The organism is Roseibium sp. MMSF_3247, from assembly GCF_030733765.1.
Taxonomy (GTDB): domain Bacteria; phylum Pseudomonadota; class Alphaproteobacteria; order Rhizobiales; family Stappiaceae; genus Roseibium.
This window is the reverse complement of the sequence record NZ_JASHII010000001.1, coordinates 153,915-177,417: the sequence shown is the minus strand read 5'-3', so window position 1 is coordinate 177,417 and position 23,503 is coordinate 153,915. Positions and strand designations below refer to the sequence as shown.

Annotated in this window: 24 protein-coding genes; 9 read left to right on the top strand and 15 right to left on the bottom strand. The window is 56.3% G+C overall.

The genetic code is table 11. The features are described from left to right. Positions 1-34: 34 nt before the first annotated feature. The 11 genes from rimI to dnaK form a co-directional block, all read right to left on the bottom strand. Positions 35-523: a ribosomal protein S18-alanine N-acetyltransferase gene (rimI, locus tag RBB44_RS00715; RefSeq protein WP_306148005.1), complete on the bottom strand. Its 489-nt coding sequence runs from the start codon at positions 521-523 to the stop codon at positions 35-37. Then, a complete protein-coding gene (tsaB, locus tag RBB44_RS00710; RefSeq protein ID WP_306148004.1) occupies positions 520-1,197 on the bottom strand; it encodes a tRNA (adenosine(37)-N6)-threonylcarbamoyltransferase complex dimerization subunit type 1 TsaB in 678 nt (225 codons plus the stop codon). The genes rimI and tsaB overlap by 4 nt, the downstream gene beginning before the upstream one ends. A gap of 152 nt (positions 1,198-1,349) precedes the next feature. Continuing rightward, positions 1,350-1,907 (bottom strand): NifU family protein, encoded by a 558-nt coding sequence (locus tag RBB44_RS00705; RefSeq protein ID WP_008194306.1) that lies wholly within the window; start codon positions 1,905-1,907, stop codon positions 1,350-1,352. A 194-nt stretch (positions 1,908-2,101) separates the two neighbouring features. Then, positions 2,102-2,596, bottom strand: a complete 495-nt coding sequence (locus tag RBB44_RS00700; protein WP_040451306.1) for a universal stress protein — start codon at positions 2,594-2,596, stop codon at positions 2,102-2,104. A 69-nt stretch (positions 2,597-2,665) separates the two neighbouring features. Beyond that, a complete protein-coding gene (gene hslU / locus RBB44_RS00695; RefSeq protein ID WP_209178832.1) occupies positions 2,666-3,970 on the bottom strand; it encodes an ATP-dependent protease ATPase subunit HslU in 1,305 nt (434 codons plus the stop codon). A 41-nt stretch (positions 3,971-4,011) separates the two neighbouring features. Then, positions 4,012-5,121 (bottom strand): hypothetical protein, encoded by a 1,110-nt coding sequence (locus tag RBB44_RS00690; RefSeq protein ID WP_306148003.1) that lies wholly within the window; start codon positions 5,119-5,121, stop codon positions 4,012-4,014. A 167-nt stretch (positions 5,122-5,288) separates the two neighbouring features. Continuing rightward, positions 5,289-5,849, bottom strand: a complete 561-nt coding sequence (gene hslV, locus RBB44_RS00685) for an ATP-dependent protease subunit HslV (RefSeq protein ID WP_055672334.1) — start codon at positions 5,847-5,849, stop codon at positions 5,289-5,291. 98 nt (positions 5,850-5,947) lie between these two features. Further along, entirely contained in the window at positions 5,948-6,523 is a 576-nt protein-coding gene (locus RBB44_RS00680) for an NADPH-dependent FMN reductase (protein ID WP_306148002.1), read from the bottom strand. A 50-nt stretch (positions 6,524-6,573) separates the two neighbouring features. Next, positions 6,574-7,233 (bottom strand): class I SAM-dependent methyltransferase, encoded by a 660-nt coding sequence (locus RBB44_RS00675; protein WP_133949318.1) that lies wholly within the window; start codon positions 7,231-7,233, stop codon positions 6,574-6,576. 76 nt (positions 7,234-7,309) lie between these two features. Next, entirely contained in the window at positions 7,310-8,440 is a 1,131-nt protein-coding gene (gene dnaJ / locus RBB44_RS00670; protein ID WP_133949320.1) for a molecular chaperone DnaJ, read from the bottom strand. A 158-nt stretch (positions 8,441-8,598) separates the two neighbouring features. Further along, a complete protein-coding gene (gene dnaK, locus RBB44_RS00665; protein WP_306148001.1) occupies positions 8,599-10,521 on the bottom strand; it encodes a molecular chaperone DnaK in 1,923 nt (640 codons plus the stop codon). 340 nt (positions 10,522-10,861) lie between these two features. Between dnaK and RBB44_RS00660 the strand changes: the two genes are divergently transcribed. Both RBB44_RS00660 and RBB44_RS00655 read left to right on the top strand, forming a co-directional pair. After that, the gene (locus tag RBB44_RS00660) at positions 10,862-11,674 is read left to right on the top strand and encodes a hypothetical protein (protein WP_306148000.1); all 813 of its coding nucleotides are present in this window, start codon (positions 10,862-10,864) and stop codon (positions 11,672-11,674) included. 23 nt (positions 11,675-11,697) lie between these two features. Beyond that, a complete protein-coding gene (locus RBB44_RS00655; RefSeq protein ID WP_306147999.1) occupies positions 11,698-12,321 on the top strand; it encodes an alpha-ketoglutarate-dependent dioxygenase AlkB in 624 nt (207 codons plus the stop codon). 3 nt (positions 12,322-12,324) lie between these two features. Here RBB44_RS00655 and RBB44_RS00650 read toward each other — a convergent pair whose 3' ends face one another. Continuing rightward, on the bottom strand, positions 12,325-12,795 hold the full coding sequence (locus tag RBB44_RS00650) for an OsmC family protein (protein WP_306147998.1): 471 nt from the start codon (positions 12,793-12,795) through the stop codon (positions 12,325-12,327). Between the two features lie 97 nt (positions 12,796-12,892). Here RBB44_RS00650 and RBB44_RS00645 point away from each other — a divergent pair, with 97 nt between their 5' ends. Next, entirely contained in the window at positions 12,893-13,510 is a 618-nt protein-coding gene (locus RBB44_RS00645; RefSeq protein ID WP_306147997.1) for a GntR family transcriptional regulator, read from the top strand. A 54-nt stretch (positions 13,511-13,564) separates the two neighbouring features. Here the strand turns inward: RBB44_RS00645 and RBB44_RS00640 are convergent, their stop codons facing one another. The 3 genes from RBB44_RS00640 to ubiE all read right to left on the bottom strand — a co-directional run bounded on the left by RBB44_RS00640 (position 13,565) and on the right by ubiE (position 17,120). Then, the gene (locus tag RBB44_RS00640) at positions 13,565-14,641 is read right to left on the bottom strand and encodes an alcohol dehydrogenase family protein (protein ID WP_306147996.1); all 1,077 of its coding nucleotides are present in this window, start codon (positions 14,639-14,641) and stop codon (positions 13,565-13,567) included. Positions 14,642-14,741: 100 nt separating this feature from the next. After that, complete coding sequence (gene ubiB, locus RBB44_RS00635) at positions 14,742-16,325, bottom strand: 2-polyprenylphenol 6-hydroxylase (protein WP_133949334.1); 1,584 nt, start codon at positions 16,323-16,325, stop codon at positions 14,742-14,744. A gap of 3 nt (positions 16,326-16,328) precedes the next feature. Beyond that, positions 16,329-17,120 (bottom strand): bifunctional demethylmenaquinone methyltransferase/2-methoxy-6-polyprenyl-1,4-benzoquinol methylase UbiE, encoded by a 792-nt coding sequence (ubiE, locus tag RBB44_RS00630; protein ID WP_306147995.1) that lies wholly within the window; start codon positions 17,118-17,120, stop codon positions 16,329-16,331. A gap of 143 nt (positions 17,121-17,263) precedes the next feature. Here ubiE and mutM point away from each other — a divergent pair, with 143 nt between their 5' ends. The 6 genes from mutM to dnaN all read left to right on the top strand — a co-directional run bounded on the left by mutM (position 17,264) and on the right by dnaN (position 23,485). After that, positions 17,264-18,157 (top strand): bifunctional DNA-formamidopyrimidine glycosylase/DNA-(apurinic or apyrimidinic site) lyase, encoded by an 894-nt coding sequence (gene mutM / locus RBB44_RS00625; RefSeq protein WP_306147994.1) that lies wholly within the window; start codon positions 17,264-17,266, stop codon positions 18,155-18,157. Between the two features lie 100 nt (positions 18,158-18,257). Continuing rightward, positions 18,258-19,031, top strand: coding sequence for an enoyl-CoA hydratase (locus RBB44_RS00620; RefSeq protein WP_306147993.1), 774 nt, complete (start codon positions 18,258-18,260; stop codon positions 19,029-19,031). A 176-nt stretch (positions 19,032-19,207) separates the two neighbouring features. Then, a complete protein-coding gene (gene rpsT / locus RBB44_RS00615) occupies positions 19,208-19,474 on the top strand; it encodes a 30S ribosomal protein S20 (protein ID WP_040451298.1) in 267 nt (88 codons plus the stop codon). A gap of 616 nt (positions 19,475-20,090) precedes the next feature. After that, positions 20,091-20,561: a rhodanese-like domain-containing protein gene (locus RBB44_RS00610; protein WP_306147992.1), complete on the top strand. Its 471-nt coding sequence runs from the start codon at positions 20,091-20,093 to the stop codon at positions 20,559-20,561. Positions 20,562-20,717: 156 nt separating this feature from the next. Next, entirely contained in the window at positions 20,718-22,196 is a 1,479-nt protein-coding gene (gene dnaA, locus RBB44_RS00605) for a chromosomal replication initiator protein DnaA (protein WP_306147991.1), read from the top strand. 170 nt (positions 22,197-22,366) lie between these two features. Beyond that, positions 22,367-23,485 (top strand): DNA polymerase III subunit beta, encoded by a 1,119-nt coding sequence (gene dnaN / locus RBB44_RS00600; protein WP_306147990.1) that lies wholly within the window; start codon positions 22,367-22,369, stop codon positions 23,483-23,485. Positions 23,486-23,503: the final 18 nt, after the last annotated feature.

Sequence of the window (23,503 nt, the reverse complement as noted above, 5' to 3'; positions counted from 1 at the left end):
TTGCCTTCCGGTTCCGGTTGGGTCTCAAAGCGCTCTAACCAAGATCGACGCGCATGACAAGCGCTGTCCCGTCTCCTCCACTGTGGCTGTAGTACCCTTTTCGCTGGCCAACTTCCCGGAATCCGAGGGAGCGGTACAGCAAAATGGCGGCTTCATTTGCCGAATCCACTTCCAGAAACAAGCTCTTGCAGCGTTCTCCATAGAGGCGGAACAAGCCGGCCTCCATCAGCTTTTTTCCAATGCCGCGACCACGTTGGCGCGGATGTACAGCGATCGTGATCACTTCCGCTTCATCCGCGACTGTTCTGAGGATTAAAAAACCAAGTGGCCCCTGCGTTCCGTAAGGGCTGGCCCGCCGCGCGACCAGAATGGACGTTCCGGATTGCGCTTTCATACGGGCAAGCTCTTCCACGTCCCATGCATGTTTGAATGAAGCTGCGTGGATTTCGGCGACCTTCAGCAGATCTTCGTCCAGCGCCTCTTCAACAACCGGCGGCTGGCTCCAGAACCACCAAAAACTCATTGCCGTTCAATCCTTCCCTTCGTCTGCGGCGTCGCATCCGGCGGCCGCAAATACAATGGGGAGGGAGACGCCCCTCGCGGATCCGTTATGAGACCAAGCTCGGCAACGGCCCGTATTCCCGGATACCCGCACCTGGAAATCACGCGCGTGTCTTCCGCTCCCACTGCATCGGCAACACGGTCTGCCGCCGAACCGGCAAATCTTATGTCCTCAGGCAGTGTCCTTGCAAGATCTGACAGGGTTTGGACACCGGCAAAGTCAAGTGGTTCGCCATCGTAAGAAAAAAGCTGACAATAAACTTCGTCGCCTTTTCCCGTGAGAGCGACGAGGATCGGGGGGCCATTGTCGCCGGATGCGCAGGACCGTGCGATCGCCGCCAATGTGGTAACACCGACAACCGGCTTTTCCAGAACCAGACCGAAGCCACGGGCAACGGCCAACCCGACACGAAGACCGGTGAAACTTCCCGGTCCGACGGTTACAGCAACCCGGTCGAGATCGGAAAAGGCTGTCGAGCTCTCAGCCATCACGGTTCCGATCATGTCCATGAGCTTCTCCGCATGGCCGCGGCCGATCTCTTCGCCGCAGGTTTCGAAACATGCTGAGGAGGTGCCATCGTCAAGAACGGCGGCAGCGCAATTGGCCAGTGCTGTATCGATTGCCAGAACACGCATGATAACTTGCCACTACCCCGGCCGCTTCGCAGAGTCGAGCCGGGCTTTGGATCTAGGTCCAATGGGGGGCTTGAAACCCACAGAGAAATACCAGCGGGAATAAAAAGGCCCGGCAAGCAGGCCGGGCCAATAAAACAAAGCGGAAATTCGCTTTAGATTGGACGCACTTCCTCAACTTCCGGCACAAAGTGGCGCAAAAGATTCTGAATGCCGTGCTGAAGCGTTGCGGTCGAGGACGGGCATCCAGCGCAAGCACCACGCATGGAAAGGTAGACGATCCCCTCCTTGAATCCCTTGAATGTGATGTCGCCGCCATCTTGTGCGACAGCAGGACGCACGCGGGTTTCGAGCAACTCTTTGATGGTCGCGACCGTTTCCTGATCGCCTTCCTCAAAGAACTCGCCTTCTTCGATGTCTTCACTTTCACCGGCATTCATGACCGGCTGACCGGACATGAACTGTTCCATGATGACACCGAGAATTGCCGGCTTCATATGCTGCCAGTCCGTGTCATCCTTGGTTACGGTCACAAAATCATGGCCAAAGAAAACGGCGGCAACGCCCGGCACATCAAAAAGCTTCTCTGCAAGCGGCGATGCACCAGCATCGGCCTTGGACCGGAAATCATACGTTCCTTCCGGCAGGACGACCCGTCCTGGAAGGAACTTGAGAGTTGCCGGGTTCGGTGTGGCTTCGGTTTGAATGAACATGTTTTCCGTCCTTGCGCTGTCCGCGCTGTGTCACCTGTGCGCCCAATGTGGCAAACGTGTTTGCGGCCTCTCCATCATCGCAAAACACCGATAGGATCTTCTAACCGATCCTGCGTCAGTTTGGAACCGTTAAAAACTAGATAGGTTTTCGTCGCCGGGGATCAAGCGCCTCAGGCGTCTTTCCTCACAGCAGGTCAGGCTAGAGCAGCGATGGAATCATCATCCAGATTTCCCGGAACGATGGTCACAGGGATCGGAAAGGTTCCCGCGGACTTGCCAGCGATCGAGGAAACCAACGGCCCCGGCCCATCCGCGTTAGTGCTTGCCGCCAAAACGAGGATGGCTATGTCGGCATCAGCCTCAATCAGCTCCAAGATCTCTTCACTCATGGTGCCTTCACGGATAACCGTTTCCGGTTCCGTGCGGGCGACTGAGCGCACCCGTTGCGCTGCTTTTGCCAGAGTGGCTTCTGCCTCCTGGTGCGCTTCGGCACGCATGATGTCCTCAACACCCAGCCAATGCTGGAAATCCCCGCGTGCGATGATGAACAGCAATGTGACCACACCGCTGGTGCGCGCTGCCCGCTTGGCGGCATAGACAATTGCGCGATCACATTCCGGTGTGTCGTCAACCACCACCAGAAACTTCCGGCGGTGACCCTCTTCGTTACTTTTTCGAATTGCTACCATGACCGCATGCTGCCATCGGTCCCGGCAAGCCGCAAGCGGCGAATTCGCAGCCTGCAGTACCGGTTCTAATTACAGAATAAACTTCGACAGATCGACGTTCTTCGCCAGATCGCCAATGTTCTCGCGAACGAACTCTGCCGTGATTTCGACCTCCTCCCCAGACCGATCCGGTGCCGTGAATGAGATTTCGTCCAGAATCCGCTCCATGACGGTCTGCAAACGCCGCGCACCGATGTTTTCGACCGATCCGTTCAGATCCACGGCCACTGACGCGATTTCCTCAATGGAATCCTCGGTGAACGACAGTTTCAGACCCTCAGTTTCCATCAAGGCGACATACTGTTTGATCAGGCTGGCCTCAGGCTCTGTCAGGATCGCCCGGAAATCTTCCTTGGTCAGTGCCCGCAGTTCAACCCGAATCGGCAGGCGGCCCTGCAATTCCGGCAAAAGATCCGAGGGCTTCGCAACATGGAACGCGCCGGAGGCAATGAACAGAATATGGTCGGTTCGAACCGGGCCATGTTTGGTCGACACCACCGTGCCCTCGATCAGCGGCAGGAGATCGCGTTGAACGCCCTCTCGTGAAACATCACCGCCGGCGCGGCCTTCCCGAGCGCAGATCTTGTCGATCTCATCGAGAAAAACGATGCCCGAATTCTCTACAAGCGAGATGGCTTCCTCGACGATCTTGTCTTCATCCAGAAGCTTGTCGGATTCCGCATTCACCAAGAGCTGATGGGAATCGCGCACACTTGTCCGCTTCGTTTTCGTCTGGCCGCCAAACGCCTTGCCAAGCAGATCCGAGACATTCATTACACCGACGCTCGCTCCCGGCATGCCCGGCAAGTCAAAGCTTGGCATTTGTGCCTGTGCCGGCACTTCAACCTCGATTTCCTTGTCGTCCATTTCACCATCACGGAGCTTGGTGCGGAAGCTCTCCCGGGTGGCCGGGCTGGCATTTGAACCAACCAGCGCGTCCAGTACACGCTCCTCTGCCAAGACATGGGCTTTGGCTTTCACGGATTCCCGTTTTTCCTCGCGCACAAGCGAGATACCGGCTTCCACTAGGTCACGAACGATCTGCTCAACGTCCCGGCCCACGTAGCCAACTTCGGTGAACTTGGTGGCCTCAACCTTGGTAAAGGGAGCCCGCGCCAATTTCGCCAAACGCCGGGAGATCTCGGTTTTGCCGACACCGGTCGGGCCGATCATAAGAATGTTCTTTGGCAGAACCTCTTCGCGCATCTGCCCCTCAAGCTGCTGGCGGCGCCAGCGGTTACGCAAGGCAATTGCCACCGCCCGTTTGGCGTCCTTCTGGCCAACGATGTAGCGATCGAGTTCAGATACAATTTCACGCGGAGAAAAATCAGTCATTCAGGGGTTTCACTCGCACAGAAGTAGGTGGTCATTGCCGGTTATGTGGTCGCAGGAAGGTAGCGCAGCAAGGGCTGACCTGAAAAGGGCGCCAAAAGCACGCGCCGCAACAGGCTCCAGCCGGAGCCAATAAGCAGAATAAAACCACCCAGCAACAACAGGGTTACGGCAAAGGCGGCCTCTTCCGAAACATTGGCTTCGAGGATCAGATAACCGATTGCAAAACCAAGATAGCTCATTGCGGAGACCAGAAGGGCCCGCCGGTCAACAACCAGCGCCACGATTGCCAGGATCATGAAGAGCGCAATGACAGCAACCGAGTAACCGACCGAACCTTGACCTGAGTAGCTGGAGACCATGGCAAGGATCGAATGCACGATAAATGGTGCGGCCATCAGATGAAGCCAAAAGGCCTTGTCGGAGTTCAGCGTGACGCGGGCTGGATCCTTGATATCAAAGCTCATCGCCAAGGCAAATGTAACGAGCCCGAGAGCCAGGAAGAAACCGACATGATAGCGGTCGATCAGCCCGGGGGCCGCCATCTCGATAAGCACTGCCACGATGAACAGGCATCCGCCGGTGATCCCTGCAATCCCAACCGGAACCTTGAAGCGGAGGTAAAACAGCACCGCGCCGGCTAGGGCGACAAACGAGGTGGGGATTACCAGCCAAGTTTCATAGTTTTGCCGCCAGCCACCGAGGCTGAAACCGGTCAGGTCCTGATCAACGACCAGCCCGAAACACGCCATGAAGAAAAAGGGGGTGAATGCAAGGCTGAGCAGGAAAGACGGCAGAGCCAACCGCATGCGGCGGGAGAAAACTTCCGCCAGCCCCCAAATAGACACAGCGCCAACTGCGGAGATTGCCCAAGCCGGCAACAGGTTCTGCAAACCATACACCAGCCCAACCATCAGTATCCCGATCCCAAGACTTATAAAAATGTCATGGAAGCCGCGCACGAACCGCACTTCTTCGATGTCCGCGTGCGGCAATGTTTCAGCCAATGGACTGGTAACGCCGCGGCGGGTCCAGAAATCGGTGAGCCGCTCAGCCTGATCTTCGGTCAAGATGCCCTCGGAGACGGCGGCCGCCAACCGCGCTGAATCCAGCGGCCTTTCTTTCTCGTTCAATTTGTGGCTCGCCTCGCTCAAGGGATCCTCCGTCCGGCATGCAAAGAAGTCTGTCTATCCGAATTTCTCAAGCTTCCGCCAGCCGGTCGTGCAAGCAAGACAGAAGCACAGCAATCAGTTTTTCGATTTCGCCTGATTGCTTTTACCTTGCATTGATCTGGATCGTTCGAGGAGCCTGAAAGACCTGCTTATTCGGCGGTTTCGAGGACTTCCACCGTGATGCTTTCGTTAGTGTAGACGCAGATTTCAGCGGCCACGGCCATCGCCTTGCGAGCGATCGTCTCCGCGTCGAAGTCTGTATCCGCCAAGGCACGTCCAGCTGCAAGCGCATAGTTGCCGCCAGAGCCGATTCCCATGATCCCGCCTTCGGGCTCCAGGACGTCGCCTGTCCCGGTCAGAACAAGGGATGTGTTCTTGTCTGCCACCAGCATCATGGCTTCCAGCTTGCGCAGATACCGGTCTGTCCGCCAATCCTTGGCGAGTTCGACACAGGCCCGCATCAACTGGCCCGGATACTGTTCAAGCTTGGACTCCAGACGCTCAAACAAGGTGAAGGCATCGGCCGTTGCCCCTGCAAAACCGGCAATCACCTCGCCTTTCGCAAGCGGGCGGACCTTGCGGGCAGTGTGCTTGATAACAGTTTGTCCCAGCGATACCTGACCATCGCCCGCGATAACCACTTTGCCGCCCTTGCGGACCATCATGATGGTGGTGCCGTGCCAAACGGCCGGCTCACGCGATTCGCTCATCTAATCCTCATAACGTCTTTGGTGCGGCGCTGTATGTAAGCATCCCGCCACAGTTTGAAAAGCGACCAGAGCGAGGAGACTGCTTTCACTCGCCCCTTTCAGTGAGATAGCTCTATCCGGGTCGCCCGCAAAAGTGCATCGACCATATTGTCGAGATTGGCGGATGCCCGCTCATCCGCGAGATCCCCGCGCTCATTGAAGGCCGCGCTTGCCTTTGCGACGGAAATCATCTGCGGCAAGACCATTGCGCCCAGCCCAACCTCGAGGATCGTTCGCATGCCGATCAGGCCGCGCATACCCCCAAAGCCGCCAGGCGATACCGCGCCCACCGCGAAAATCTTGCCGCGATAGGCATCCCCTGGCCCTTTGACTCGGCTGATCCAGTCGAGCGTATTTTTCAAAAGCGGCGTGATTCCCGCGTTATACTCCGGGCAAGCGATAAAAACGCCGTCATGTTCGGCGAACAGTTTCTTTAACTTTTCCGCGTTCTCCGGAACACCATCCGCCTCTTCAAGATCCCCGTCATAGATAGGCAATGGATAGTCTTTCAGCGAGATGCGCGTCACTTTCGCGTCCAGAATCGCCAGTTTCTTCGCAGCAAGAGCCGCAAGCTGGCTGTTGTAGGATCCAGCGCGTGCGGAACCAGACAATACGAGAATTTTTGGGTTTCGCATGAAGCCCTCTCCAAAGACATTCAACCTGCTAGGGAAGTTTTAAGCTACGGTTAGTTGGCCTTCCGGTAAACCCAAACGCGGGCCGGAGGCAAGTTCTTCCAGATCCATTCCGAACTGTAGACCGACACACTCCGTGTGAGTGGCTTCACAGGGGCTGCCAAACCGTAGGAAAACTGAACAAGCGGCGCACCGGGCTTCAAAAGCTGAAGAGCTTCTTCAACGAACGCTCGGCGGTGAACGTCCGGCCTGTTGAGCAGCGGCAAAGACGACACGATACCGTCGAGAACATGATTGGCTTCTGCGGCTTCATGCAAAAAACCACCCGGTTTGGAAAGGGTTTGCCTCAAAGCATAGGCGTCACCTTGCAGGACGGGCAAGCCTGGATACCGTCCGCCAAGGTGTTCACAAAAGTCCGTGCTGTATTCAATAAGGTTCAAATCGAGGTTCGAAAATCCAGCGTCAAACAGTGCTTTTGTCACCACTCCTGTTCCCGGGCCGAGCTCAACGACTTTTGAGTGCGGCCGCGGGATCAAGAAAGAGACCATTTTCGAAGCAAGTTCGGGTCCGGAGGGCGCAACAGCCCCCGTGCGAAGCGGGTTTTGCGCCCAGGAACGGATGAACTTGACTTCATCCATAACTTTCATGCGGACCGCATCCGCTTTTTCAAGTTTGTCCCGAATGGCTTCCCGCTTGATCCCGATCCGCTTCAAAATCCACCCTCACACCTGTCATGAAATTTACATATAGGCGTGTTCGGTCAGCGTTACCAGAAGCGGGGCGCGGCGGTTATGTGCTTAAATTGTCGATAAAATCCTTGACCTTGGAGAAAAAGCCAGCCGACGCCGGGTGGTTTTCGCCTGAGGATTCCTTTTCAAACTCCGCAAGAAGTTCCCGCTGGCGTTTGGTCAAATTGGTCGGTGTTTCAACGGTGACCTGAATGTACATATCACCGTGCTGGCTGGACCGCATGACCGGCATGCCCTTGCCTCGAAGGCGGAACTGTTTTCCGGTCTGTGTTCCTTCCGGCACTTTCACACGGCTCGTTGAACCGTCGACCGTTGGCACATCGAATTGACCGCCGAGAGTTGCCGTCGACATGGAAATCGGAACGCGGCAATAGAGGTCTGCCCCGTCGCGCTGGAACAGGTCATGCGGGCGGATTGACAAGAAAATATAAAGGTCCCCGGAGGGGCCACCGCGCACACCGGCCTCGCCTTCACCGGCAAGACGGATCCTTGTTCCGTCTTCGATACCGGCCGGAATATTGACGGATAGGGTCCGTTCCTGAGTTTTGCGGCCCGAGCCGCCACACCCAGTACATGGATCAGAAATCACCTGTCCTTTGCCCTGACAGCTCGGACATGTGCGCTCAAGTGTAAAGAAGCCCTGCGCAGCCCGTACGCGGCCAGCGCCACCGCAGGTCCGGCAGGTCGTCGGGCTTGTGCCCGGTTTCGCGCCAGAGCCTGAACAGATGTCACAGGTGATGCTTGTTGGGACTTCGATCTCGACGGTCTTGCCGGTAAACGCATCTTCGAGTGTCACATCGAGGTTGTAGCGCAGGTCTGCGCCGCGCTCGCGGCCTCCGGATCTCCGGCCACCACCGCCCATTCCAAAGAACTCTTCGAAGATATCCGACATTGTCGAAGAGAAGTCATGGGCGCCGGCACCGCCACCACCGCCAAATCCGCCGTTTTCAAAGGCCGCATGGCCGAACCGGTCGTAAGCTGCGCGTTTCTGGCCGTCTTTCAGCGTGTCGTAGGCTTCATTGACTTCCTTGAATTTCGCTTCAGCTTCCGCATCGCCTGGATTGCGGTCTGGGTGGAACTGCATCGCCATTTTGCGGTAAGCGCTCTTGAGCGCCTTGTCGTCCGCATCACGTGCAACTCCCAGAACTTCATAGAAATCACGTTTCGACATCAAGATCTCTCGGTCTTGTCCTACCGGTGGCTGCCACTATCACTCAGCGCCATCACGGCAAAGGCGCAGGGCGCATGTGCCTGAAGTCAGGCATCTGCGCAACCGGCGCCGGAAATCAAGCAGCCAGCCGGTAAACGGCTGGCTGCACAGGTTTTCAGTTATGCAGATTTCTTATCGTCGTCGTCTTTGACTTCTTCAAAATCCGCATCAACGACATCATCATCGGCTTTTTCAGCATCGGCTTCGCCGCCTTCAGCATTCGCCTCGGCATCGGCTTGGGCCTGCTGATACATGGCTTCGCCAAGCTTCATGGACGCTTCGGCCAGAGCCTGTGTCTTGGCCTTGATGTCTTCAAGGTCTTCGCCTTCAAGCGCGGTCTTCAGATCGCCAAGAGCGCTTTCGATCGCGGACTTGTCGTCTTCGGAAACCTTGTCGCCATAGTCGGCCAAAGACTTCTCGGTCGAATGAACAAGCGACTCGCCCTGGTTCTTGGCTTCTACAAGCTCTTTGCGCTTCTTGTCTTCGTCCGCATGCGCTTCCGCGTCCTTGACCATCTGATCGATGTCGGCGTCGGACAGACCACCGGATGCCTGAATCCGGATCTGCTGCTCTTTACCCGTGCCCTTATCTTTCGCAGACACATTTACGATACCGTTCGCATCGATGTCGAAGGTCACTTCGATCTGCGGAACGCCACGCGGTGCCGGCGGCAGTCCGACCAGGTCGAACTGACCAAGGACCTTGTTGTCCGCGGCCATTTCACGCTCGCCCTGGAAGACGCGGATGGTCACAGCCGTCTGATTGTCCTCAGCAGTTGAGAACACCTGGCTCTTCTTCGTCGGGATCGTCGTATTGCGATCGATCAGACGTGTGAAGACACCGCCAAGGGTTTCAATACCAAGAGACAGCGGAGTAACGTCGAGCAGAAGAACGTCTTTGACGTCGCCCTGCAGAACGCCGGCCTGGATGGCAGCACCCATGGCGACCACTTCGTCCGGGTTCACACCCTTGTGCGGCTCTTTGCCGAAGAACTTGTGAACAGTTTCCTGAACCTTCGGCATACGTGTCATGCCGCCGACCAGAACCACTTCGTCGATTTCACCAGCGGCCAGACCTGCATCTTTCAGCGCGGCTTCCATCGGCTTGACGGTGCGCTTGACGAGGTCTTCAACCAGAGCTTCGAACTTGGCGCGGGTCAACTTCAAGGTCAGGTGCTTCGGACCGGACGCATCTGCCGTGATAAACGGCAGGTTGATTTCGGTCTGGGACGAGGAAGACAGTTCGATCTTTGCTTTTTCGGCAGCTTCTTTCAGACGCTGCAGAGCCAGCTTGTCGTTCTTCAGGTCAATGCCCTGTTCTTTCTTGAACTCGGCAGCCAGATAATCGACGAGAACCATGTCGAAGTCTTCACCACCGAGGAAGGTGTCGCCGTTGGTGGACTTCACTTCGAAGACGCCGTCGCCGATTTCCAGGATGGACACGTCGAACGTACCGCCACCAAGGTCGTAAACCGCGATGGTCTTGCCGTCGTTCTTGTCGAGACCGTAGGCCAGTGCGGCTGCTGTCGGCTCGTTGATGATCCGCAGGACTTCAAGACCGGCAATCTTGCCCGCATCCTTGGTTGCCTGACGCTGAGCATCGTTGAAGTAGGCCGGAACGGTGATAACCGCCTGCTCGATCTTCTCACCGAGATAGCTCTCAGCGGTTTCCTTCATTTTCTGCAGAATGAATGCAGAAACCTGGGACGGGGAATACTTATCGCCGTTGGCTTCTACCCACGCATCGCCGTTGTCGGCCTTGACAATGTCAAAGGGAACCAGCTTCTGGTCTTTAGCCACGGTTGGATCATCGAACCGGCGGCCGATCAGACGCTTGACTGCGAAAAGGGTGTTTGTCGGGTTTGTGACCGCCTGGCGTTTTGCCGGCTGGCCAACAAGACGCTCACCGTCGTCCGAGAACGCCACCATGGATGGGGTAGTGCGGGCGCCTTCTGCGTTTTCAATAACTTTGGAATCTTTGCCGTCCATGACAGCGACGCACGAGTTCGTCGTGCCGAGGTCGATACCAATGACCTTTGCCATTTTTGCCTCTCTTTCTAGCAAACCGGTGAGACCCTTAAAGGCGTCAAACCGGCTCCTCTTTGGGTTTCCGGGATCCTCCCGGATGCCGCGCCGGGGCAAATGCCCAGGATTTGGCGCGACGCTTGACCGCTATATAGGTGGATGAAACTTTGCCTGCAAGAGACCTTTTCACAGGCTATTGCAGGCTTTGGGATATGTCGGCGATATTTCTTTGCAGAAGGTTACCGGCGACACTGCAGCTAAGCAGGTAGTGTTGTTTTCAACGGTTTCACTTCGGAATTTGTTTAACGGCCTCGCATAAGCTGCTCCAGACCAATTTCCTGGCTTCGGAGACAGCACTATGCGCAATCCCGACCTCTGGCACCGCATATCCCGATGCCACCCGGATGATGTGGAGGCATCGTTCCCGTTTTCCCAACGTCTGGCCAGGGACAATGGATGGACCAAAAGTTTCGCAGCGCGTGTTGTTGTTGAGTATCAACGATTTGCCTATCTCAGCCAAATGAAGGCCGGTATGGTCACGCCCAGCGATGAAGTCGATCAGGCCTGGCACTTGCATCTGACCTACACGCGTCATTATTGGGGACCGTTCAAAGAAGCCCTGGGAGCAGCGCTGCATCACATGCCAACAAAAGGCGGTGTGGACCAGGCTCTGATATTTCATAGGGCCTATGAGCAGACCCTCACACTCTATCGCCAGGAATTTGGGGAGCCGCCGCCCGACATCTGGCCACCTGCACACGAGCGATTTGGCAAGGCACCGCATTTCCTCCGGATCAATACACAGGATTTCTGGGTTCTCCGCAAACCGGGCTGGCTCTCAACGATCAAAACTTCTGGACACTGTCTGCGACGTGTTCCTGCATCTATTCAAGGGGCCGCTGCGGTGCTGTTTGCGCTATTCGCAGGCACCAGTTTGGCCCTCGCCCATGGCACACCGGCGGGCGACACCGTGCTGGAACAGCTCCGCAACATGATGTGGCACTGGGCTACACAGCATACGCTCTGGTTTTTCTTCGGGATCGTTGCCGTGGCGCTGGTCCTGATTGCACTGGCGAAAAAATCGACCAAAGGATCCGGTTGCGGCTCTGGCGGATGCGGGTCTGACGGCGGTGGTGGCGGTGGTTCCGGGTGCGGCGGATGCGGTGACTAAAGTTTTCACGTATACCTGTCCCTATGCAGACCATCGCCATCAACGGCCTGACCGGCCTCAAATACCTGCCGGAATATTTTGACAAAACGGCGCAGGAAGCTCTTCTTGCCGACGTTCGGGAGGTCGTTGCCACAGCGCCACTCTTTCTGCCCGTCATGCCGAAAACGGGAAAACCGTTTTCCGTCAAAATGAGCAATTGCGGTCCGCTTGGCTGGGTGTCCGACATCAACGGCTACCGCTATCAGCCAAACCATCCAGTGACCGGACAAATGTGGCCTGCCATTCCGGCGCGTCTCCTTGAACTCTGGAAAGCGGTGGCTCCTGACGCCCCCGAACCGGAAGCTTGCCTTATCAACTTCTATGAACCCAGCGCCCGGATGGGCCTGCATCAAGACAGGGACGAAGCCATGTTTGATGCGCCTGTTGTCTCGGTCTCGCTTGGGGACACTGCAACATTCCGCGTGGGGGGAGCCAACCGGAAGGATCCGACGAAATCGTTCCGGTTGAATTCCGGTGATGTGGTGGTGCTCGGCGGAGATGCACGCCTCGCCTATCACGGTATCGACCGAATTCTCGGCGGCACGTCCAAACTTTTGAAAAACGGCGGTCGGATCAACCTCACCCTTCGACGGGTGACCGCGCCGTAGGTCTCAAGCTGTTTTGTAACTGGCCTCAAAATGCACCGGAAAATTCACAGAGCGCGCAATGAAGCAAACGTTGTGGATCTCAGCGTGGATGGCATCCGCGGCAATCAAGTCCGTGCCTTCCGGCACCGTAATCGTTGGCCTGAGCGTCGCGCTCAAGAAACGCCCAGCGCCGCTCCGCTCGGTTTCGCCCTCGGCAAGCGGCGTATCTTCATAACCCATGACAGCAATACCTGCGTTGCTGGCCAGATGCAGATACCACAGCATGTGACAACTGGAGAGGGCAGAAAGCAAAAGATCTTCAGGGTTATGCAGAGACGGATCACCTCCCAGGACCGGATCATTCGAGCACTGCACCGGCGGCTTTCCGAGTGTGCGAATTTCCCAGGTTCGATCATACCCTTGGTACGTCTTTGTGCCCTGCCCGCGATTTCCCGTCCAAACGATGTTGGAGACGTATTCATGGGTTTTGGTCATGCGCCCTCACTAAATGTATACATTTATACATTTTGAAATTGCACAGCTTTGTCAAGTGCCTTAACTCAGTCATCAGACGACCTTTTTCGGGGGAACAATGTCCGCAGAACACATCGCTGACAGCCTGCAAGCGGATATTATAGCGGGCCGCTACCGGCCTGGCGCGGAATTGAAACAAGGCGAGATTGCTGAGCGGTTCAAGGTGAGCCGTATTCCGATCCGCGACGCCCTTCAGCTTCTGGCCGCCCGCGGCCTGATCGATCTTGTCCCAAACCGCAGAGCCCGCGTGATCTCGCTGACACGTGACGAAATTCGTGAAATCTATGACATAAGAGTTCTGCTGGAATGCAATTGCCTTGCAACAGCGATTGATCAGATGCGGGACGCAGACCTGGAGCGGATTTCCGCAGCTTTCCGTCATTCATCGATCGATGCCGAAACCGCAAACTGGTCAGATGGAGACTGGGCCTTTCACAAGGCACTTTATTTGCCTTCCGGAAAAGCCCGCCAGATCGGCATGATCGACCAGCTTCGCCAAACCTGCCGCATTCATATTGCAGGATATGGCATCCTGCCAGACCAGACCGCTCAATGGCTTAAAGACCACCAAGACATCGTGGGCGCGTGCCATACCCGAGACACCGCGAGAGCCACCCGTGTTTTGAAGCTTCACATCGAAGCTGCGGGTGAGACATTACTGGACGCCATACCGTGACAAACCGGTTCTAGTATCACAGGGTGACGTGAGCCGGAGCCCAAGAAACAAGTATCAACTGACCAGAAGTCCGATCTTTCCAGCATATCTCTTAGACAAAAACGCTTCTTGAGCCGCGACCATATCTTTCAGTGGAAACGTTTTTGAGATCATGGGCCGGATTTCACCGCGCTCGATGTACCCAATCAGGTCTTCAAAGACTTTCGGATCCTGTCTGGTGCAGCCAAAAAACGCCAGATCCTTAAGGTAGAGCGTCCGCAAGTCCAACTCGACAATCGGACCAGCAATGGCCCCAGCAACCGCATACCGACCACCGTTTTTCAAACAGTTCAGCAAATATGGAAAATTCGGCCCTCCAACGAGGTCAAGAACGACGTCAAAGGCTGCTTCAGGCAGTTCATCCTTGCGGTCAAGGGTGGCATCCGCCCCCATCCCTTTCAAGGCTTCGGACTTTACCGGGGTCGTGACGGCCGTGACATGGGCGCCCCGGCGCTTGGCCAGCTGAATTGCAGCCGAACCAACACCGCCCGAAGCTCCGGTAATGAGGACACGCTCCGCACCGAGGGAACTCTTTTGAATCATTCCTTCCGCTGTTGAATACGCGCAGGGAAAGGACGCCAGTTCCACATCGCTGAGTTTTGAGGAGACTGCCAGGGCGTCTTCAGAATTTGCAACGGCATAGTCAGCAAACCCACCGTCGAATTCAGAGCCGAAGGTCACCAGCGGGAGATGCGCATGCTCAGGTTTCTTGGGCACCTGCATTGGCCGAACTAAGACACGCTCTCCAATGCGACCAGTATCCACGCCTTCACCAACGGCAACAACCTGCCCACAGCAATCCGCGCCTTGCACCAAAGGAAAGTTCAGCGCTCCCGACCAGCCACCATCTGTATTCGTAGCTCCGCTAGATCCCTCCGACGCAGTCGCAGCAGTATCGCCTCGGACGCTCTTTGAATACCAGCCGATCCGAGTGTTGATGTCCGTGTTGTTAACGGCTGCCGCCCCGACCCTGATCAAGACCTGTCCCGGCTCCGGGATCGGCACGACAAGATCCTCCCGCCATTGCAAACACTCAAGCCCCCCATGGGCAGTGAGCACCATGCCACTCATGCGGTTCGGTATGTCGGGCATCGGATCTCCATGCAGATAACAAAACAATACTGCATGGGTAGAATGATCTTTCTACCTCGTCAACAATACGGGTGTTTCATCTCATGAACACGCACCGAGTTTAAATGAGAGCGTCAACAGCAATCGCGCTCAGCGCAAGAGCGATCACCCACAGCGCAATGCGGCCGGAGCGTGTATGCCGGGCCTCGGCCTTTCCAATCGATTCAGCCGTTTCCTCGCTAAACCGCAGCCCCTGGGTCGTCATCTTTTCTATTTCTTCCGACATGCGGCCAATCCGGTCGGCAAACAGCGGCATATCCGTTGCAATCCGAGCTAGTGCAGACAGCGCATCCCCCGCATCCCGCACCCTGCCAACAGGCCCAAGATGCTCCTTGATCCAGGTTCCAACCACCGGCTCTGCGGTCCGCCACATGTCGAGCCGCGGGTTGAGAGAACGGGCAACCCCTTCCACAACGACCATGGTCTTCTGCAACATGATCAATTGCGTCTGGGTGCGCATTTCGAATAGTTCGGTCACCTCGAACAATTGCGTCAGCAGCCGGGCCATTGAGATTTCACTGGCATCGTGGCCATGGATCGGCTCGCCAATGGCTCGAATCGCCTGCGCAAAAAGATCGACATCCTGATCGGCTGGCACATAGCCAGCCTCAAAGTGGACCTCTGCGACCCGTTTGTAGTTGCGCGTGATGAACCCAAACAGAATTTCGGCCAAGAATCTCCGCTCGCGCTTGCTGAGCCGGCCGGTAATTCCGAAATCGACAGCGACCAAGGTGCCATCCGGCTCAACGAAAAGGTTTCCCTGGTGCATATCTGCATGAAAGTAGCCGTCTCGCAGCGTGTGGCGCAGGAAACTTTGGATGACTGCTGCACCAAGTGCCTCCAGATCCTGCCCATCTTCTGTGAGACCTTCGACGTCCGACATCTTGCGGCCGTCGATCCATTCCATCGTTAGGACGCCCTTGGCGGTCCGAATCCAGTCAACCTGAGGCACGCGGAACCCTGGATCTTCCACGGTGTTCTCTGCCATTTCTGAGAGGCCCGCGGCCTCCAGGCGGAAATCCATTTCCATCGCGACCGATTGCGCAAGAGTGTCGACGACCGCCACGGGACGGAGCCTGCGGGATGGCGCATGAAAGCGCTCAACCAACCGGGCGACCAGATAATAGCTTTCAAGATCACGCTGGAACCGACGCTGCACACCGGGCCGGAGAACCTTCACCGCGACTTTGCGCTCGGTACCGTCTTTATCGCGAACGATCGCGGGATGGACTTGCGCGATCGAGGCTGCAGCGACTGCCTCGCCGAACTCCACGAAGACATCTTCAATCGGCTGGTCCAGTTGTTCGGCGACCGCCGCCCGCGCTTCCTCGTGATCAAACGGGGCCAGCTGATCTTGAAGCGCCGCGAGATCCTTTGCTGCCTCTTTGCCAACAACATCTTCGCGTGTTGCCAGGAACTGGCCAAGTTTCACATAGGATGGGCCGAGACGGTTCATTGCATCTGAAAGACGCAGTTCTGCACTTTTGTCTTTGACCGCCCGGCGCTCCAGTAGCCGCGCCATGCCGATCGCAAGCCGAGGCCCCGCCGGCAGGTCGGGCAAATGCGCAAGACCGAACACGCCTTCGCGTGCCATGACATAACCAGCCCGCACAAGGCGGAAGAAAGGCATCACCGCAAATGCCATGGATCAGAGTTTCCAACCAGAATGCAATGCGGCGATCCCGCCGGAATAGTTGCGATATGTGACCCGCGCAAAACCAGCTTCGCGGATCATCTCAGCGAAGCGTTCCTGGCTCGGAAACTTGCGGATCGATTCCACTAGATACTGATACGGTTCACCGTCACCGGTCACCCATTTGCCAATAGCCGGGATCGCATTGAAGGAAAACGCGTCGTAGACCTTATCGAGCCCGGGAACGTCGACCTCCGAGAACTCAAGACACATGAAGCGGCCGCCACGCTTCAAGACCCGATGCGCTTCACGCAGTGCCTTGGGAATGTCCGGCACATTCCGGATACCGAAAGCGATCGTATAGGCATCGAAACTTTTGTCCGGGAAGGGCAGGTCTTCAGCGTTGCCCTGCGAGAACGTGATCAGATCGGAGAGACCCGCTTTTTCCGCCCGGTCACGGCCAACATTGAGCATGGAATTGTTGATGTCGCAGACGACGGCCTTCGCAGACCGGTGAGACTTCTCAACCACGCGCGTAGAGATGTCACCTGTGCCACCCGCGACGTCCAAAAGTCGCCATCCGGACGCGCTGGACTTTGGCGGTGCCAGATAGGACACCATGGCATCTTTCCAAACCCGGTGCAGACCGCCGGACATCAGATCGTTCATCAGGTCATAGCGGGATGCGACCTTGTGGAAGACGTCGTCCACGAGGGCCTGCTTTTGCCCCTCGCCGACCTTTGTAAAGCCGAAACTGGTCGGCATATCTTCCGGTGTGCGGGTCTGGCTATTAGCCTGTTGCGTCATCTGCGCGGCTCCAAGCGTCATTCATTTCCAAAATTTGGCCGGACCATAGTACAAGCGCCTTCAGAGCGCTATGTTTGCCGGCCACGAAAACACCATATGCCGCAGGCCTATATCGCGCTGCCTTACCGGAGACCAGAGAATAAATGCCTGAATTGCCCGAAGTGGAAACGGTCAAACGTGGATTGGCGCCGACATTCGAAGGAGCACTCCTGACCAAGGTCGATCAGAACCGGCCGGACTTGCGGTTTCCATTTCCCGACGATTTCGTGGAGAGACTGACCGGTCGGACTGTCACAGCCCTGTCCCGCAGGTCCAAGTATCTGCTGGTGGACACGGATAGCGGTGATGTCTTGATTATGCATATGGGCATGTCGGGATCATTCCGCATCGAAAACGACATTGATCAGTCAACACCCGGGGCGTTTGCGCACGAGCGGAACAAGGATCCGAAACACGACCATGTTGTCTTCCATTTAAGCCTTCCGAACGACGGCAGCGCACGGATCATTTATAATGACCCGCGCCGCTTTGGCTTCATGGACCTTGTTCCACGCACAGACCTGTCCGCGCATCCATATTTTCGGGAACTTGGGCTGGAGCCACTCGGGAATGCACTGAGCGGTGAGGTCCTGGCGCGTCTTTTTGCAGGCCGTAAATCCCCGTTGAAGGCCGCGCTCTTGAACCAGAAGCTGATCGCCGGTCTTGGGAATATATATGTATGTGAGGCGCTCTGGCGCAGCGGGCTCAACCCCAAACGAATGGCGAGCACGCTTGTAACCAAGTCAGGCAAGCCGACGAAGAAAGCAGACCTGCTTGCCCAAAACATCCGCCAGACGCTTGAAGATGCCATCTTGGCTGGGGGGTCTTCTTTGCGGGACCACACCCAAGCGGACGGCACACTCGGCTACTTCCAGCACTCCTTTGCCGTCTATGACCGGGAGAGCGCGCCTTGCCGGACACCGGACTGCACCGGCACTGTGCGCCGTATCGTTCAGTCGAACAGATCGACGTTCTATTGCCCTATTTGCCAAAGGTAGAACTCCACCTGAAACGGCAGTCATGCCTTGCCAGACACGGGCCCGGTCGGCTACCCATGGCGCACGCAATCGAGACATCCTGCCACGGGGAGCAGACACGATGGGATACAAGAACATCCGGGTTGAAAAACGCGGCAAGGTCGGGTTGATCACTCTTGATCGGCCAAAAGCACTGAACGCACTCAATTCGGAACTGATCGCGGAACTCGGCTCCGCACTGGATGCCTACGACGCAGATGAAAAAATCGGCTGTGTTGTGATCACGGGATCTGAAAAGGCATTTGCAGCCGGCGCTGACATCAAAGAGATGCAGCCGCACACTTTCTCAACCGCCTATCAGACAGACCTGATCACCCCGTTTGATCGGGTATCACAGAACCGCAAGCCGATCATCGCCGCCGTTGCAGGCTACGCCCTCGGCGGCGGCTGCGAACTTGCCATGCTGTGTGATTTCATCATTGCGGCTGACACAGCCAAGTTTGGCCAGCCGGAAATCACGCTTGGCGTAATCCCGGGCGCAGGTGGCACCCAGCGCCTTACCCGCTTTGTTGGTAAGTCGAAGGCCATGGATATGGTGCTGACAGGGCGGATGATGGATGCGGAAGAAGCAGAGCGCAGCGGCCTTGTCAGCCGCATCGTGCCAGCCAATGACCTCCTTGAAGAAGCTTTGAAAGCCGCGGAAAAGATCGCAGACTTCTCGTTGCCGGTGGTTATGATGGCAAAAGAGAGTGTCGACCGGTCTTATGAAACAACCCTCTCTGAAGGGGTTCGCTTCGAACGCCGTGTTTTTCAAGCCATGTTTGCCCTGGAAGACCAGAAAGAAGGTATGTCGGCCTTCACTGAAAAACGTTCGCCACAGTTCAACAACAAATAATCTTGGTTCACCAGCGACAAAGCCGTTGACGGCGGCCCAAGTCAGGATTATAAGCAGCGCCCAATCGGTGGCGGTTTTCCGCCGCCGTTGTTTTTTGATCGGGTTCCATCGCCTCGGCGTTCAAGTCCCGATCGTCACCGGACAAGAGTCCCAATATACCGATCAGGATTGAGCCCATGGCCAACACACCATCGGCCAAGAAGGCGGCCCGCAAGATTGCCCGCCGGACGGCCACGAATAAAGCTCGCCGGAGCCGGGTGCGCACTTACCTGCGCAAGGTTGAAGAAGCAATCGCTTCTGGTGACCAGGCTGCCGCAAACGACGCCTTCAAAGCAGCACAGCCGGAAATCATGCGCGCTGCTTCCAAAGGCACCATGCACGCCAATACGGCGTCGCGGAAAGTTTCCCGCCTCAATGCCCGGATCAAGGCACTGAGCGCGTAAATTCGTCCCAAATCGGACAATCCAAAGAACCCGGCCATCGCGCCGGGTTTTTTTAGCCGCGCAATTTTGTGGATTGCCCACATCAGCTGCGACACCCGGACAGATTGTAAAAAATGCTTAACTTCTCTATAGCAAGGAACATCTATATTTTTCAGCACCTTAGAGATATGTAGGCTATCCAAATCCGGTTCAAACCGGATTCGATACGAGTCAAGGTATCAGTTCCGAAATTTTTTTTAACAAAGCTCAAATCCATCCAATCAGGATGCGAAAATGGCAAAAAGTTATTGCAGTAAAAAGCGTTTGCAGCATCACCCACAGATCACACCCAATGTGGCATTTTAGGCTCATTTGGCACTGGAATCGATAATCCGTCAGAACGGCTGTTGAACCGAATGGGCTGGCTGTATATTGTCTCAGTGCTGGCAGAGAAAAGACCGGCGCGACACGAAAAACAGTGCTTGGACCTAACAATGAAAAAGTCAAAACTCCACATCGCTGAGCACTTACCCAACCGGGTTGCAGATGAATACATTGATGTATTCAGTATGTATCATTTTTAGGCGCGCTCCGGACCTACTTAAACTCTCATTCTACTGATAAGAACTTTAATTCAATGGCCGATCGGCCTTTGAAAGGGGGCATTGTGTTTAGCGAATTGGGGTATGCGGGAAACGTTGACGTTCAAACTGCATTTACGGCTCTTACCGAAAATACTCAGGCAGTCCTCGTCGATGTGCGCACACAAGCGGAGTGGACGTTCGTTGGTGTGCCGGACCTGCGTACGTTGGGCAAAGAAACCATCTTTGCCGAATGGCAAAGCTTTCCGCCCAGCGGCCCTAATCCTGCGTTCGTTCAGGACCTTTCTGACCGCCTGAGCAAAAAAGAACTTGACCCGGAGACGCCAATCTATTTTCTGTGCCGCTCCGGCGCGCGCAGTCAGGCGGCTGCCCAGGCAATGACCCAAGCCGGCTACACAAATTGCTACAATGTATCTGAAGGTTTCGAAGGCGGGCTTGATGCACATGCCCACCGCGGGACGCAATCTGGTTGGAAGGCCGCCGGATTGCCTTGGGTACAGGGTTAAGAAATTCCCCTGGTAACCAGGGGAGATAACCGGGCTGTGCCCGGATTGTAATAAAATCGCCCCAAAAACGGGGCACATAAGCTGCTAAAGCGGCAAGGCGTTAGAACGAAGAACGGCTGTGGCGGACTGTTCTTCCCAGTACAGGAGGCAGATAACATGCAGGTTCAGGAGGCAGGCGGCTCCGAACAATGGACGCGGGTCAAAAAGCAACTCCGTGCGGAACTGGGGGACGACGTGTTCACCAGCTGGTTCGCCCGGGTTGATCTGGAAGAACATCAGGACGGCACTGTGCGGCTGTCTGTTCCGACCCGGTTTCTCAAGCAGTGGATCCAAAATAACTACAATGAACGTCTGATGGGGCTTTGGCAGCGCGAATGCGACAACGTCCATCGGATCGAATTGACTGTTCGTGGCGCCATTCGGCCACGTCAGGTGACGGCTGTTCAGCCGAGCCTGCCGGCAGGGGCGGCTGGCGCACAGAACGCGGCAATCGACACACGCTCGGAAAACATTGGTGATGCGACGCATGTGACCCGCGCGCAAGCGGCAACAGCCGCCGTTGGCCGGGGCGACAGCGCATCTGACAGTGCCCGTGATGTTTTGCAGGGCGCAGCGCTTGATCCCAAATACACGTTCGAGACCTTCGTTGAGGGCGATTCCAACAACCTTGCTCTGGCCGCTGCTCGTCAAGTCGCAGCTGGCGGAGCGGTCACGTTCAACCCGCTTTACCTGCATGCGTCTGTGGGTTTGGGCAAAACCCATCTGATGCAGGCCGTAGCATCGAAAGTGCGCAACAGCGGCCGTAAAGTGCTCTATCTGACGGCCGAGCACTTTATGTACAAGTTCGTTGCAGCGCTGAAATCGCAGTCCGCCCTTGCCTTTAAAGACAACCTGCGCACCATCGACCTCCTCCTCATCGATGATATGCAGTTCCTTCATGGCAAGCAGGTGCAGCAGGAATTCTGCCACACTCTCAATGCCTTGATCGACGGCGCTCGGCAGGTGATCGTTGCTGCGGATCGGGCACCGTCCGACCTAGATACACTCGACGACCGCGTACGGTCGCGCCTATCCGGGGGACTTGTTGTTGGAATCCAGGAGCCGGATTTTGTTCTGCGCAGGAACATTCTGGTCTCCCGCGTTGAAGCGGCCCACAAGTCCTATCCGCAATTTGATGTGCCGGACTCCGTGCTCGACTACATTGCACGGCATGTCGCCTCATCTGGCCGTGATCTTGAAGGTGCATTGAACCGTCTGATCGCGCACAATCAGCTGACCAACCAGCCGATCACCCAGGAAATGGCGGAGATGACCTTGCGCGATCTGGTTCGCTCCAGCGAACCGCGCCGGGTAAAGATTGAAGACATTCAGCGCGTGGTCTCCAAGCACTACAATGTGACCAAGGCAGATCTGCTGTCGGCGCGCCGCACGCGTACGATCGTACGCCCGCGTCAGATCGCGATGTACCTGGCAAAGGTCATGACACCGCGCTCGCTGCCGGAAATCGGCCGCCGTTTTGGAAATCGGGATCACACGACAGTTTTGCACGCGGTGCGCAAGATTGAAGAAATGGCCCGTGCCGACTATGCGCTCGCGCAGGAGATTGAACTCCTGAAGCGCATGCTGGACGCCTAAGACGAATAGACTGTCTTTTCAGCCAAAAAAGGGGGGCGTTCCAAGCGAGCGCCCCCTTGCTTTTGGAGCCGGTTGAGGGCAGTGTCTTTCCCCCGCTCCCTCACCGGAGCCCATAAGAATTCAGTCGACCGGACGTTCTGTCTGGTGTTTCACGAGTACGGATGTAGCGTATGAAAGCGACCCTCGAGCGGACCGACCTCCTCAAGTCCTTGACCCATGTGCACCGGGTGGTCGAACGCCGGAATACTATCCCGATCTTGTCCAACGTTTTGCTGCGTGCCGATGGTGGGGCCTTGAACCTGAAGGCCACCGACCTGGATCTTGAGATTGTCGAAACCGTGCCGGCCATGATCGAAATGCCAGGTGCCACGACAGTTCCAGCGCACATGTTCTATGACATTGTCAGAAAACTGCCGGAAGGGTCCCAGGTTGTTCTGGAAACAACCGGAGACGACACCACACTGGAAATCCGCGCCGGCCGTTCGAAATTCACCCTGCAGATGCTGCCGGAAACCGATTTTCCAGATCTGACCGCTGGTGATTTCAGCCACGGCTTCACCTTGAACGCGTCGGACATCCGCAAACTCATCGATACCACGCAGTTTGCGATCTCCACCGAGGAAACCCGGTACTATCTGAACGGGATCTATCTGCACACTGTCGACTCTGCCAACGGCCAGCAATTCCGAGCTGTTGCCACCGACGGCCACCGTCTGGCGCAGGCAGAGGTCGCCGCACCCTCCGGCTCCTCCGGCATGCCAGGCATTATTGTGCCGCGCAAAACAGTCGGCGAAATCCAGAAGCTCTTGGAAAATCCGGAAGCGGACGTGCAAATTGAGTTGTCGGACACCAAGATCCGCATCACAACAGATACGGTTGTTCTGACATCGAAACTCATCGACGGCACCTTCCCGGATTATGGCCGTGTGATCCCGCAAGGGAACGACAAGGAAATGCGCGTTGATCGGGATGAATTCAAAGAAGCGGTTGATCGCGTCTCAACAATCTCATCCGAGCGCGGACGTGCTGTGAAGTTGGCACTTGGCGATGGGCGCATGGTTTTAACCGTCAACAACCCGGATTCTGGCAGCGCAACGGAAGAGCTGGCCGTGGAGTACGACTCGGATCCGTTGGAAATCGGCTTTAACTCCCGATACCTGCTCGACATTGCAAACCAGCTCAGCAGCGACACGGCCCTGTTCCGTCTGGCAGATTCCGGATCCCCGACCCTCATTCAGGACAATACAGTCGACGACTGTTTGTTTGTTCTGATGCCAATGCGGGTCTAATCGCGCCAACGGAAACCG

What these genes read in the sequence shown, in the direction of transcription:
- rimI (WP_306148005.1), bottom strand. Translation starts at nt 523, where the DNA reads ATGAGTTTTTGGTGGTTCTGGAGCCAGCCGCCGGTTGTTGAAGAGGCG.
- tsaB (WP_306148004.1), bottom strand. Translation starts at nt 1,197, where the DNA reads ATGCGTGTTCTGGCAATCGATACAGCACTGGCCAATTGCGCTGCCGCC.
- RBB44_RS00705 (WP_008194306.1), bottom strand. Translation starts at nt 1,907, where the DNA reads ATGTTCATTCAAACCGAAGCCACACCGAACCCGGCAACTCTCAAGTTC.
- RBB44_RS00700 (WP_040451306.1), bottom strand. Translation starts at nt 2,596, where the DNA reads ATGGTAGCAATTCGAAAAAGTAACGAAGAGGGTCACCGCCGGAAGTTT.
- hslU (WP_209178832.1), bottom strand. Translation starts at nt 3,970, where the DNA reads ATGACTGATTTTTCTCCGCGTGAAATTGTATCTGAACTCGATCGCTAC.
- hslV (WP_055672334.1), bottom strand. Translation starts at nt 5,849, where the DNA reads ATGAGCGAATCGCGTGAGCCGGCCGTTTGGCACGGCACCACCATCATG.
- RBB44_RS00680 (WP_306148002.1), bottom strand. Translation starts at nt 6,523, where the DNA reads ATGCGAAACCCAAAAATTCTCGTATTGTCTGGTTCCGCACGCGCTGGA.
- dnaJ (WP_133949320.1), bottom strand. Translation starts at nt 8,440, where the DNA reads ATGTCGAAACGTGATTTCTATGAAGTTCTGGGAGTTGCACGTGATGCG.
- dnaK (WP_306148001.1), bottom strand. Translation starts at nt 10,521, where the DNA reads ATGGCAAAGGTCATTGGTATCGACCTCGGCACGACGAACTCGTGCGTC.
- RBB44_RS00660 (WP_306148000.1), top strand. Translation starts at nt 10,862, where the DNA reads ATGCGCAATCCCGACCTCTGGCACCGCATATCCCGATGCCACCCGGAT.
- RBB44_RS00655 (WP_306147999.1), top strand. Translation starts at nt 11,698, where the DNA reads ATGCAGACCATCGCCATCAACGGCCTGACCGGCCTCAAATACCTGCCG.
- RBB44_RS00650 (WP_306147998.1), bottom strand. Translation starts at nt 12,795, where the DNA reads ATGACCAAAACCCATGAATACGTCTCCAACATCGTTTGGACGGGAAAT.
- RBB44_RS00645 (WP_306147997.1), top strand. Translation starts at nt 12,893, where the DNA reads ATGTCCGCAGAACACATCGCTGACAGCCTGCAAGCGGATATTATAGCG.
- RBB44_RS00640 (WP_306147996.1), bottom strand. Translation starts at nt 14,641, where the DNA reads ATGCCCGACATACCGAACCGCATGAGTGGCATGGTGCTCACTGCCCAT.
- ubiB (WP_133949334.1), bottom strand. Translation starts at nt 16,325, where the DNA reads ATGGCATTTGCGGTGATGCCTTTCTTCCGCCTTGTGCGGGCTGGTTAT.
- ubiE (WP_306147995.1), bottom strand. Translation starts at nt 17,120, where the DNA reads ATGACGCAACAGGCTAATAGCCAGACCCGCACACCGGAAGATATGCCG.
- mutM (WP_306147994.1), top strand. Translation starts at nt 17,264, where the DNA reads ATGCCTGAATTGCCCGAAGTGGAAACGGTCAAACGTGGATTGGCGCCG.
- RBB44_RS00620 (WP_306147993.1), top strand. Translation starts at nt 18,258, where the DNA reads ATGGGATACAAGAACATCCGGGTTGAAAAACGCGGCAAGGTCGGGTTG.
- rpsT (WP_040451298.1), top strand. Translation starts at nt 19,208, where the DNA reads ATGGCCAACACACCATCGGCCAAGAAGGCGGCCCGCAAGATTGCCCGC.
- RBB44_RS00610 (WP_306147992.1), top strand. Translation starts at nt 20,091, where the DNA reads ATGGCCGATCGGCCTTTGAAAGGGGGCATTGTGTTTAGCGAATTGGGG.
- dnaA (WP_306147991.1), top strand. Translation starts at nt 20,718, where the DNA reads ATGCAGGTTCAGGAGGCAGGCGGCTCCGAACAATGGACGCGGGTCAAA.
- dnaN (WP_306147990.1), top strand. Translation starts at nt 22,367, where the DNA reads ATGAAAGCGACCCTCGAGCGGACCGACCTCCTCAAGTCCTTGACCCAT.